Here is an 11,166-nt window from a genome sequence, read left to right on the forward strand (position 1 = left end):
CCCCGACGAACTTCCCAAACAGGCCCTAGATCGCGATGTGTCCCTTTTGGTGTGCCTGGGCGGCCGAGCTCAGGACACGCTGAGTTTGTCGGTCTCGTCGTGATACTCAACAGCCATCTCACGCAGCTTCGAGTCGTGCGACTTCGCGTGGTGTCGGCAGAACAGGAGATCGCCGCCCCCGGGCAGCACGACCCGCACGTAGGCCTGGGCACCGCACCGGTCGCAACGATCAAGATTGGTCAGCGTCGGCTTAGTGGTAGTCCCTGTCACATCTACTCCAACTGTGTTAGGCGGTCAGACGTTCCAGCTGACCATGTGACGGTTTACTCACAGCCGGCTCTCGCGGCGTCGTTGCATCCAGAGCGGCGTGGTGTCCGTGGTCCTCCATACCACGGACGGGTACCCGTCCCGGGCGCCCGGTCGTCTGATCAGGGACGTCGGGCGCCGAAGACGATGTCGTCCCATGCTGGCACTGACTTGCGTCCGCGTCGACCGCCTGCCGGACGTTCGCTCCCACGGGTGGTGTTACTCGGACGTGCCCGTGACGCAGCGGAGGCGTTCGATGTGTCTACGGTCGTCTCGTCGGTCCCGTCCGGCGCCGCCTCCTCCGTCTGCGCGGAGGGAGCCTTGGCGGAGGCTTCCCGCCGAGCCGCCGTGCGGCGCGCCCCGGGCGTGGAACCTGTGCCGGATCCGGCGGCGCGGGCGGCTGGTGCCGAGGTCACGGCGGCTGCGGCGGCATCGGTGCCCGCTGCCGCGGCCGGTTCGGCGGGAGCGGATCGCGCTGCTGTACCGGCGGCTGGGGCTGACGGCTCCGGTTCGGCGGGGGCTGTCCCGCCCCGCTCCACGGCGGCGACGGGAGGTACCTGCGCCGAGCCCGGGACCGACGGCTTGGCGGCTGTCCCGGTGGGAGACGTGGCGGATGTCACGGGCTGCGGACCGGCCGGCGCGACGGCCGCCCGGGAATTCACTCCTGATCGCCCGGTCCCGGACGCGGACCCCACCCTGGGGCGGCCGCCGGGAACGCCTCGCCCCGTCGCGGCCGTCCGGCGAGAGACCTCGCCGCGGATCGGTTCGGGCCGGACGGGACGGTCCAGGGACTCGGCGTCCTCGGCCCGGGCGGCCTTCCGCTCCGCCGACCGCGGGTCTCCCGGGGCCGTGGGGTCCGCGGACCGGGCAGGTACGGACCATGGGGTCACGGATCGGGTGTCCGCGACCACGGGTTGCGGTTCGGCCGCCTGGATCGCCTCCGGACGGGCGGGCGACTCGGGCGCGATTCCACCGCCCGCGGTGTCCCCGGGATACGACGCGGCCGGGTGGGAGGGCAGCGCCGCGGGCAGAGGGTATTGCCGCTCGGGGAGGCTGTGCTGCGGAGCCGGTGTTCCCGGCGGCGGGCCCGGTTCCGGCACCGCGGCGACCATCGGCTGGACCGGAATGGCGGGATTGACCGGAATGGCGGGGATGCCCTGGTCGTGCACAAGGGTGAGCGCCGGTCCCGCCGCCCGCAGCGCCGCCGACGATGATGGTACGGATGACGGTAGAGATGACGGTGCGGGCACCGGCGCCGGCTGCTCCGCCGTCTCCGGCGCCACGAGGGTGCGGGCCGCGTCGTCATGCGGGCGCACCCGGCGCACCACCGGATCCCACGTCCAGCGGGCGCAGCGGCTTTCCGAGGTGAGCTGGACGAGCCAGATGCCGTCGACGCGGCGCCACGCGTCCCACTGCGCCGCGGCCGGATTGTCCTGGGCTCCCATCAGCCGCGCGTCGACGGCCTCGCCCAACGGCCGTCCCGGCACGCCCCCCGGATCCTTGGGGAGCAGCGCGGCCCGCGCCTCCTGCACGACCCTGGCACGTTCGGCGAGGACGGGACCCTCATAGCGATCCACCCGTTCCACCGGGATCCCGGCGGCCCTGGCCACCTCCGCCGCGGTCTCCCCGGCGCGCAGCCTGGCCTGGATCTCCCGTGGGGTAAGCGCGCTCTCGGTACGCACCTCGCTACGACGCACACCGCGCAGGGCCGCGCGCAGCCGGTCGTCCACGGGCACCCGGAACTGCTCGCCGTCCGTCCTGCCGTTCGCGTCGGTGAGCACGAGGTAGCCGCCGTCCTCGCTGAGTGCGACCGCCCGCAGCTCGCGCATGGCGCCTCCTCCTCCGTCGAAGCCGTACCGCTTGTCGCCGTGCCGCGGCGGGCGGACCGTTGCGCCGGACGCGCCTGGGAGCGGATGTCAACATGATGCGTCAACCCGCCTTCAGCCTGTGCATCCCGGTAGCTGACAGCCTGCCATTGATGGCGTCGGTCGCGGGCGTGGCGGCGGGCGACACGCACAGTCTGACCGTGTTGGGCCTGTTCGGGCAGTCCCGCAACGTCCGGATCCGCAACGTCCGGATCTGGAACGTCCGGATCCGGGACGAGTGGACTCGCGACCGGTGGATTATGGTCGCCTGCCGCCCGGGGGGCGGGTCGCGGGACCTCGGCGGCGGGCGGGCCGGGCAGCCGGTCGGGGCCGGTTCTGGTCGACCAGGCCGGAGATGGCGGCGCCGACAATGCCCGCCTCGTTCTGGAGCTGCGCGGGGACCACTCGGGTACGCACCTCGAGCTGGTCGAGGTATTTGTCCGCTCTCTTGCTCACCCCACCACCGATGATGATGAGGTCGGGCCAGAGCAGCGCCTCGAGGGTGTTGAGGTACCTGGTCACCCGCTTGGCCCACTTCTCCCAGGAGAGGCCCTCGCGTTCCCGGGCCGCATCGGACGCCCTGGTCTCCGCGTCGTGTCCGGAGATCTCCAGGTGGCCGAGTTCGGTGTTGGGCACGAGCTGGCCGTGGAGGAACAGCGCGGTACCGATCCCGGTTCCGAACGTCGTCACGACGACCAGGCCGGTGGTGTCGCGCCCGGCGCCGAAGGCCATCTCGCCGATGCCCGCCGCGTCCGCGTCGTTCACCACGGTGATGTCCACCGGGCCCGTCGCGGCGGCCGACCCGCTCAGCGCCTCGGCGAACAGGGAGACCACATCGGTGTCGATCCAGGACGGGGCGATGTTCGCCGCCGTGAGCGCCACCCCGTTCTTGACCACTGCGGGGAGGGTGGCTCCCACCGGTCCCGACCAGCCGAAGCGGCTGACCACCTCCGCCACGGTCGCGGCCACTGCGGCGGGCTCGGCCGGCTGCGGAGTCGCCAGCCGGAACCTGGGCGCGGCCAGCGACCCGTCCTCGACGTTGACCGGAGCGCCCTTGATCCCGCTTCCGCCGACGTCAACCCCGAAGACCTGCATCGCCGAGCCCTCCCCTACCGATGTTCTGACCCTGCCGACCCTGCCGGCCCTGCCGCCGGTGCCGCCGCGGTGTCGTGGGCCGAACCGCTGCCCAGCGACCGCGGACGTCCGTCGACCGCACGAGTCGTAGTCTCGCAGGCGATCGGGGCGGCCACGGTCCGACTGCCCACGTCGTGGCCTCTTCGTCCCGATCGCGTCCCGCCGGTGAGCCCGCCGCCGCGTGGCCCGGCTCGGGACGAGCCGCGACTCAGACGAACGGCTCTTACCCTGGAGGAACGAGCCTCACTGACACCCATGGTCGCATCGCGACGGACCTGCGGGTGTCGTTGACGGACCGCTGCAACCTCCGGTGTACCTATTGCATGCCGGCCGAGGGGCTCGCGTGGCTCCCCGGCGAGCGGATGCTGACCGACGACGAGGTAGTCCGGCTGGTCGGCGTCGCGGTTGGACGGCTCGGCGTGACCGAGGTCCGCCTTACCGGCGGTGAGCCCACGCTGCGTCCGGGTCTGGTGGAGCTGGTGGCGCGGCTCGCGGCCCTGCGGCCGCGGCCCGAACTGTCCGTCACCACGAACGGCCTGATCCTGACCCGCCTGGCGGGCCCGCTGCGGGCCGCCGGTCTGGACCGGATCAACGTCTCCCTGGACACGCTGGACGCGGACCGGTTCGTCCGGATCACCCACCGGGAGCGGCTCGGCGACGTGCTGGCCGGACTGTCCGCCGCCGCCGCGAGCGGGCTCACCCCGGTCAAGGTCAACAGCGTCCTCGCCCGGGGCGTCAACGACGACGAAGCCCCCCGGTTGCTGCGCTGGTGTCTGCGGGAGGGCTACGAGCTGCGATTCATCGAGCAGATGCCGCTGGACGCGCAGCACGCGTGGCGTCGGGACACGATGGTGACGGCCGGCGAGATTCTTGCCTGCCTGCGGGCGGAGTTCACCCTCACGCCGCTGCCAGGCCGCGGCAGTGCGCCCGCCGAGCTGTTCGAGGTGAACGGTGGGCCTGGGCGGGTGGGGGTGATCGCCTCGGTGTCGGCGCCGTTCTGCGCGGCCTGTGACCGGGTCCGGCTGACCGCCGACGGCCAGGTGCGTGACTGTCTGTTCGCCCGGCGGGAGAGCGATCTGCGGACCCCCATGCGTGCCGGCGCGGACGACGAGCGGCTCGCGGCTCTGTGGCGGGCGGCCGTGCGGGGCAAGAAGGCGGGGCACGGCATCGACGAACCGACCTTTCGGCAGCCGGACCGGCCGATGTCCGCGATCGGCGGATGACGGTGGCCCGGTCCGGGTCGCATGCCGGTGCCCCCGTGGGTTGGAGTGCCCTGGTGCTGGCCGGGGGTGGGGCGCGCCGGCTCGGCGGCCGGGACAAGACGGCGGTGCTGGTCGGCGGTTCCACTCTGCTCGACCGGGTGCTGTCCGCGGTGCCGGACGCCGAACGGGTGGTCATCGTCGGTCCCCGGCGCGACCTGGCCGTCGATCCGGTTCCGCCTGATCGGGTGCGCTGGTGTCGGGAGGATCCGCCCGGCGGGGGACCGGTCGCGGCGATCGCCGCCGGCCTTGTCGAGATCACCACACCGTTCGTCGCCGTCCTCGCCGCCGACCTGCCGTTCCTGACCGGCCGGGAGATCGCGCTGCTGCGCCGCGGGGTCGAGGATCCCGCGGCGCAGGCCGCGCTGCTGGTCGACCCGGACGGCCGCCGGCAGTTTCTGGCCGCGGTGTGGCGGACGGCCTCGTTGTGGGCGGCGCTACCCGCGGATCCGATCGGGCGCCCGGTGCGCGACCTGTTCGCCGACCGTCCGGTGACCGCGGTCCAGGCGGCCGCCCAGACCTGCCTCGACTGCGACGAACCGGCGGATGTGGCGCGGGCCCGCCGCTGGGCCGCGGTGGGCGAGCGTGGCCCGGCCCGGCACGATGGACCTATGACCTCCGCCGATGACCAGCAGCCTGAGCACCAGTCGCGGTCCGAGCATCGGGCTTCGGTGGGCCCGCCGCCCCCGGAGGCCGGACGTCATCGCCCGCTGCCCGCCGCAGCTGTCGGCTCGGGTGCCGGCAACGTCCTGGACAAGAACGTCCTGGACAAGAACCTCCTGGAGCGGGACGTCCTGGCGCAGTGGGTGTCGGACGTCTGCGCCGAGCTCGGCCTCGACGCGGCACGGATCGACGTGGGCGCCGTCCTCGATCTCGCGCGCGACGTCGCCCACGGGGTCGCGCGTCCCGCGGCGCCACTCACCGCGTTCCTGGTCGGTCTGGCCGCCGGCCGGAACGCGGGCGGTGCCCACGGTGAGGATGGCGAAGGCGAGGGTGCCGGCGAGGGCGAGGGTGCCGGCGAGGGGGGTACGGATGGTGAGCGGGAGGCCGCGGCGGCGCGCGCGGCGACGTCGGCCGTGCTCGGCCTCCTGGCGCGGGCGCGGGCGGGGACCGGGTCCGCTCAGCCCATCCGGCCCGGACCCGCCTCGTCGAGGTAGCCGCGCATGTCGATCGCCATGGTGTGCACCGCGTCCTGGTCCGGCTCCGCGTACTCCTCGCCACGCGCCGACGCCCGCGCATATCCGAAGGTCAGCCTCGGCAGTACCTGCGTCGGTGTGTCCATCCCGCCCTCCCAGCCAGGTTCGTCCCCGGCGAAGGCGGCAGGTCCGGAGGGCAGGTCGCCGGAGGTGGGGGAGGCCGTCACGACGACCCAGTCGATCACGCCGAGTATGATGATCGCGGCGAGCGCTGGCAGGGCCGCGACCGGGTTTCAGGCGGCCAGCCCCACCAGGACGAACACCGCGACCACCGTCAGTCCGCCGATGAGGTGCCGCCGCGCGGGACGAAGCGCGGGAACCTTACGACCATGCCGATAGTGCGCTATACCGACAGTGTGCCTGGGATGCCGCGTTCGGCCCGACCCTGGCCGCACCGCCCGAGTGCGGCCAGGGTGCCTCACCCGGGATGGTGTTTCACCCGACCCGGGGCCCGGCCTGGGGCCCGACCTGGAGGAGGCGTGCGGCATGCCGGGGACGTTGGTTCGACCAGCGGGGGATCGGGGTATGCCGCACAGGCCGATCCGAGGCCGGGCAGCGGCGTCCACCTCGATGTCGGCGTTCGTGTTGCCCAGCAGGCGGATCATGACTTATTGTGACCGCCTTGACTCCTGCGGTCACCGAGTCGGGGTTCGGTGTGCCGGGGCGGCGTCGGGCACCCGGAGCATTCGACAGCGGAGGGTATGTACTTTCTCTCTTTTTAGCGAAGGTTGCGTATGTCGACCCCGTCCTGAGTCACACTTTTCGAAGGAAAGCAAAGGACCATGGCCCGGCGCCGCACCATGTGTTCAACCTCGCGAAGCTGGAGGTTCGCCGTGGAGGCTCGACGTCGGATGACACGTCCGCGCCGAAAGTCCGCCCCTGGCACCCTGCTGATGCTCAGCGTAATCGTCTCGGTGTTCCTCGCCGCCGCTGCCTGCGGCTCGCCGAGTTACGAATACGTAACCAACAAGAAGGACGGCGCGTTTGTGCGCGTCCCGACCGGGTGGAATCACCAGGAGATGCCCGGGCCTGCGCTTTTCGGGATCGACGCTCGCAACGTCAGCCCCGAGATGCTGCGCGGTCTCATACCGCGGGAATGGGTCGTCGGCATCGACGCGGCCCAGCGGTTCGACAACACCCGGCTCCTCGTGCCGGACGCAACGCAGCCGAAGGGGTTCGTCCAGGTTCGCCACCTGCTCCCGGAGGAGGCCAACGCGGTCTCCACCAACGATCTGCGCAACTTCGTCCTCTCCGTCGACGACGCGGTGGCCGCGCAGGAGCAGGCCGTGCGGCAGAACCCCTACGGTGCGCGGCTGACGCCGAACTTCCTGCTACTCGCGGACGAGGTTGTGCACAAGAAGGACGGTGTGCACGGGGTGCACCTCGTTTACCAGGTGCAGACCCAGGCCGGACTGGTCACTATTGATCAGACGAGCCTGCTCGACAATGGTCAGCGAGTGCTCTACCAGCTGATCCTCGCGTGTTCGTCGCTGTGTTACGCCACGCATGGTCAGCAGATCGGCGATGTCGCCAAGTCCTTCACGATCGAGCCGACGGACCGAGGTCAGTAGCCATGGGCGTGAGAGACCAGGCAGGTGGGACCGCCGACGGCGGGGACCCGAAGCCGAATGCCGCCGGTCCGGCCGGTCCCGGCCCCGGTGGCACGGATACGGAGGCGGAACCGGCGAGCGTGACCGCCGGCAAGCCACGCCGCCGTCCCCTCGCCTTCTGGGACCGGGTGAAGTTCCTGCTCCTGCTCGGGGCGGTCTTCGTCTTCGTCGTGGCGGCCGACGTGTCCGGCAACCCGTTGATGACGTGGGCCGACTCGATCCGCATCCAGGCCAGGAACAGTTGGTGGATCCTGGCCCTGCTGGGCGTGGAACTGGTGCACCAGCTCCACATGTTCCTGGGCGAACGGTGGTCGGGCTACTACGTCTTCTGGACCGATCGGGTCTTCGGGCAGGCCGAGCGTCGGCTCCTGCGGCTCAACGACTGGAACCGGTACCGGGTCAGCCGTGCGCTGAAGTGGATCGTCGGGGCCGCGCTCGTCCTGTTCGTCTACGCCCGCCTGGCCGACACCTCGGTCTTCGACGCGATGGTGAACGCCCCCGGCGCCGTCTGGAAGGCCATCCCGGCGGTTCTGCAGATCGTCCTGCTCATGGTCCTCGTCGTCGGCCAGTTCGTCGTGATGTTCTGGTTCCTGTCCAAGGGCGGCGTCGACGTCTACTTCCCCGAGGACATCACCACCCGCTTCGCCGACGTGTGGGGGCAGGACCACGTCGTCAGCCGGGTGAAGGAGAACGTTTTCTACCTGGAACGGCCGGAGGAGATCGAGAGCCGGGGTGGTCATGTTCCCGGCGGCATCCTGCTCTGGGGGCCGCCGGGCACCGGCAAGACGCTCATCGCCGAGGCGGTCGCGGGAGAGACCGGGAAGCCCTTTGTGTTCGTCGACCCGGGTGCCTTCCAGGCGATGTTCATTGGGGTCGGCATCCTCAAGGTGAAATCGCTGTTCCGCAAGCTGCGCAAGCTCTCCCTGCGTTATGGCGGGGTGATCGTCTTCTTCGACGAGGCCGACACGCTGGGGAGCCGGGGTCAGCTCGCCGGGGGATTCGGCCGCGGGGCCGGAACCGGCGCCCGGTCGTGGTTCGCCCGTTCGGGGTTCCCCGGATCGGTGGGCGAGGCCGCTCCGGGGGACCTGTGCAACGGCCTGTCCTACCTGAGCGGGGCGGCCCGCGCGGAGATCACCCGTGAGCAGTTTGTGGTGGGCGGGGGCGGGGGCGGTGGTTTCGACGGCACCCTGCAGGCGCTGCTCACCGAGATGTCCGGCCTGAAGAAGCCGCGGGGCTTCCTCAACCGGGTGGTGCGCCGGACGTTGGGCATGCGGCCCAAGCCACCGCCCAAGTACCGCATCCTCGTCATGATGGCGACGAACATGCCGCAGTCGCTCGACGAGGCACTGCTGCGCCCCGGCCGCATCGACCGGCAGTACAAGGTGGGCTATCCCAGTAAGGAGGGCCGGATCCGCACCTTCGAGGGCTATCTGTCGAAGGTGTGCCACGAGCTCACGCCGGATCAGATCGACCGGCTGGCCATCATGAGCCCGGAGGCCACCGGGGCGACCATCAAGGACACCGTCAACGAGGCTCTGGTCCAGGCGGTGAAGGACGGCCGGGAGGTCATCACCTGGCAGGACATGCTCCAGGCCAGGGTGATCAAGGAATACGGCCTCGCCGACGACCACGAGCACATCGACCGGGAGCGGCACAGCATCGCCCTGCACGAGGCGTGCCACGCCGTCGTCGCCTACCGGATGCAGCGCGGGCGGGTGATCGACCTCGCCACCATCGAACGCCGCGGCGGCGTCGGCGGGTTCGTGGCGCACGTCGCGGTCGAGGACCGCATGTTCATGTGGAAGTCCGAGATCGAGGTGCAGGTGATGGTCTCCCTCGCCTCGCTCGTCGGCGAACGGATGTTCTTCGAGGGGGACAACACCGTCGGTGTCGGCGGCGACCTGCGCAGCGCGACCCTGCTCGTGGCCAACTTCATCTCCTCGGCGGCGATGGGGGAGACTCTGGCCTCGCGCCTGTCCATGCTGGAACAGGAGATGGGTAACGCCTCCATCGACGCCGACCGGCCGTTCGGCGAGCAGGTCGAGGGCAAACTTCGGGAGCTCTACGCCCGTACCGAGAAGGTGCTCGCCGCGAACCGGCGGGAGATCCTGGCCCTCACCCACGCACTGGAGACCCACAAGACGATCACCGGTGAGGATGTGGAGGCCATTATGGAGGGGCACCTCGGTCCCACCGTCGACGGCCGCCGTTACCACGAGCCCGACTTCCTTGCTGTCGCCGAGAGCTATCACTCCAACGCGGTCCAGGCTCATCGTGGGCAGACCCATGAGCTGCACACACTCCCCGACCTCGGCCGGGCGGCCGTCAGCCCCGCCGAGGCGGCACCCGCGGCCGGATCGGACTGAGCCGACCCGGGTCCGGACGTGTGCCCTGCACGGTCTTGCCCTTCACGGTCTTGGTCCGAAGGGAGCCGAAGGCGTACAACGCCGCGCCGATGGCCGCGCCCGCGGCCAGGAGCAACCCAGCGCGCGCGCCGAAGGCCTGGGCGACCCAGCCGGCGATCGGGCCGCCGACCGGCGTCGTGCCGAGGAACGCGACCGACCACAGCGCCATCACCCGCCCGCGCATCGCCGGGTCGGCCGAGAGCTGGACCGTGGCGTTCCCGGTCGAGATGAAGGCGACGCTCGTCGCGCCCAGCAGCACCATCGTCGCGATCTCGAGCGGCAGCGTCGGCGCGGCGGCGGCGAGCAGCAGGATGAGACCGAAGGTCATCGCGGTCAGGCTCAGGGCCCGGGGCCCGATCCGGCGGCGGCGGGCGACCAGCAGGCCGCCGACGACCGCGCCCGCTCCCATGGCCGAGGTCATCAGGCTGTACGTGGCCGCGGTGCCCCCGAAGGTCTCCCGGGCCAGGAGCGGCAGCACGACCTGGAACTCGTAGGACAGCGTGCCGATCACCACCATCATGACCAACGGTACGCGCAGCGCCGGCGTGCGGCGCACGTAGGCGAAGCCGGCCCGCAGCTGCCCCGGCGCCCGGTGTATCGGCGGATGATCGTACAGCGCTGAGATGTCCAGGCGGTGCAGGGCGAACAGGACCGCGCCGAAGGAGGCCGCGTTGATGAGGAAACAGCCGGCGGTGCCCGCGAGCACGATGACGACGCCGGCGATCGCCGGGCCGACGATGCGCGCCGCGTTTATCGCGACCGAGTTCAGGGTGACCGCGTTCGGAAGGTGCTCCGGCCCGACCATCTCCTGGACAAAGCTCTGCCGGGCCGGGTTGTCGACGGCGTTGCACAGGCCGATGAGTGCGGCGGCCACCCCGACCATCCAGAGCTGGGCCGTACCGGTGAGGTCGAGGATGCCCAGAGCCAGCGCGGCGAGCCCGGAACCCACCTGCGTGCAGATCAGCAGGCGGCGCCGGTCCGTCCGGTCGGCGAGCAGACCGCCGTAGGGCCCGAAGAACAGCACCGGCAGGAACTGGGCGGCGGTGACGAGGCCGAGCGCCGTGCCGGAGGCGCCGAGCGAGAGGACCAGCCAGCCGAGGGCGATGGTCTGCATCCATGTCCCGCAGAGCGAAACGATCTGGCCGCCGAGGAAGAGCCGGAAGTTCGGCACCCGCAGGGCGGCGAACGTGCCACCTGCCGCCTTCGATGCCGAACCGGCTACCTTCTCCATCTGCAGGGTCATACGTGCACCTCCAGTGAGGGCAACGCCGGCCGGCAGATCGTTATTTCGCATCAGGTAAACATTTTCCTCCAGGGCGGGTTCTAGGGCCTGATTGGGAAGTTCGTCGGGGCAGCCATTCGTTGATCGCGGCGATGGTGACTGTCGCTTC

At 71.1% G+C, this 11,166-nt stretch carries 9 protein-coding genes; 4 read left to right on the forward strand and 5 right to left on the reverse strand.

The window, feature by feature from the left end; all coding sequences use genetic code 11:
- Nucleotides 1-69 precede the first annotated feature (69 nt).
- The 3 genes from AC08OU_RS17080 to ppgK form a co-directional block, all read right to left on the reverse strand.
- Nucleotides 70-270, reverse strand: a complete 201-nt coding sequence (locus tag AC08OU_RS17080) for a DUF7455 domain-containing protein (RefSeq protein WP_009742431.1) — start codon at nucleotides 268-270, stop codon at nucleotides 70-72.
- Between the two features lie 158 nt (nucleotides 271-428).
- On the reverse strand, nucleotides 429-2,135 hold the full coding sequence (sepH, locus tag AC08OU_RS17085; RefSeq protein ID WP_476605310.1) for a septation protein SepH: 1,707 nt from the start codon (nucleotides 2,133-2,135) through the stop codon (nucleotides 429-431).
- Between the two features lie 294 nt (nucleotides 2,136-2,429).
- A complete protein-coding gene (gene ppgK, locus AC08OU_RS17090) occupies nucleotides 2,430-3,266 on the reverse strand; it encodes a polyphosphate--glucose phosphotransferase (RefSeq protein ID WP_462188331.1) in 837 nt (278 codons plus the stop codon).
- A gap of 302 nt (nucleotides 3,267-3,568) precedes the next feature.
- On the opposite strand from ppgK, the gene moaA reads away from it, so the two are divergent.
- Together moaA and AC08OU_RS17100 are read left to right on the forward strand one after the other, a co-directional pair.
- A complete protein-coding gene (gene moaA, locus AC08OU_RS17095; RefSeq protein WP_476605313.1) occupies nucleotides 3,569-4,528 on the forward strand; it encodes a GTP 3',8-cyclase MoaA in 960 nt (319 codons plus the stop codon).
- Complete coding sequence (locus AC08OU_RS17100) at nucleotides 4,525-5,721, forward strand: NTP transferase domain-containing protein (RefSeq protein WP_476605311.1); 1,197 nt, start codon at nucleotides 4,525-4,527, stop codon at nucleotides 5,719-5,721. Before moaA ends, AC08OU_RS17100 begins: the two co-directional genes overlap by 4 nt.
- On the opposite strand, the gene AC08OU_RS17105 is transcribed toward AC08OU_RS17100, so the two are convergent.
- Nucleotides 5,685-5,945 carry a hypothetical protein gene (locus tag AC08OU_RS17105; RefSeq protein ID WP_476601135.1) on the reverse strand — a complete coding sequence of 87 codons (261 nt, stop codon included), beginning with the start codon at nucleotides 5,943-5,945 and terminating at the stop codon, nucleotides 5,685-5,687. The genes AC08OU_RS17100 and AC08OU_RS17105 overlap by 37 nt on opposite strands.
- A gap of 666 nt (nucleotides 5,946-6,611) precedes the next feature.
- On the opposite strand from AC08OU_RS17105, the gene AC08OU_RS17110 reads away from it, so the two are divergent.
- Nucleotides 6,612-7,331, forward strand: coding sequence for a hypothetical protein (locus AC08OU_RS17110; RefSeq protein WP_476601137.1), 720 nt, complete (start codon nucleotides 6,612-6,614; stop codon nucleotides 7,329-7,331).
- 2 nt (nucleotides 7,332-7,333) lie between these two features.
- A complete protein-coding gene (locus tag AC08OU_RS17115) occupies nucleotides 7,334-9,736 on the forward strand; it encodes an AAA family ATPase (RefSeq protein ID WP_476605312.1) in 2,403 nt (800 codons plus the stop codon).
- Here the strand turns inward: AC08OU_RS17115 and AC08OU_RS17120 are convergent.
- A complete protein-coding gene (locus tag AC08OU_RS17120) occupies nucleotides 9,696-11,018 on the reverse strand; it encodes an MFS transporter (RefSeq protein WP_476601141.1) in 1,323 nt (440 codons plus the stop codon). The two genes, AC08OU_RS17115 and AC08OU_RS17120, sit on opposite strands and share 41 nt — an antisense overlap.
- Nucleotides 11,019-11,166: the final 148 nt, after the last annotated feature.

The organism is Frankia sp. CcMO1 (assembly GCF_977945845.1).

Excerpts from the sequence above, each read along its gene's own strand:
- ppgK (WP_462188331.1), bottom strand. The coding sequence starts at position 3,266 with ATGCAGGTCTTCGGGGTTGACGTCGGCGGAAGCGGGATCAAGGGCGCT.
- sepH (WP_476605310.1), bottom strand. The coding sequence starts at position 2,135 with ATGCGCGAGCTGCGGGCGGTCGCACTCAGCGAGGACGGCGGCTACCTC.
- AC08OU_RS17115 (WP_476605312.1), top strand. The coding sequence starts at position 7,334 with ATGGGCGTGAGAGACCAGGCAGGTGGGACCGCCGACGGCGGGGACCCG.
- AC08OU_RS17120 (WP_476601141.1), bottom strand. The coding sequence starts at position 11,018 with ATGACCCTGCAGATGGAGAAGGTAGCCGGTTCGGCATCGAAGGCGGCA.
- AC08OU_RS17100 (WP_476605311.1), top strand. The coding sequence starts at position 4,525 with ATGACGGTGGCCCGGTCCGGGTCGCATGCCGGTGCCCCCGTGGGTTGG.
- AC08OU_RS17110 (WP_476601137.1), top strand. The coding sequence starts at position 6,612 with ATGACACGTCCGCGCCGAAAGTCCGCCCCTGGCACCCTGCTGATGCTC.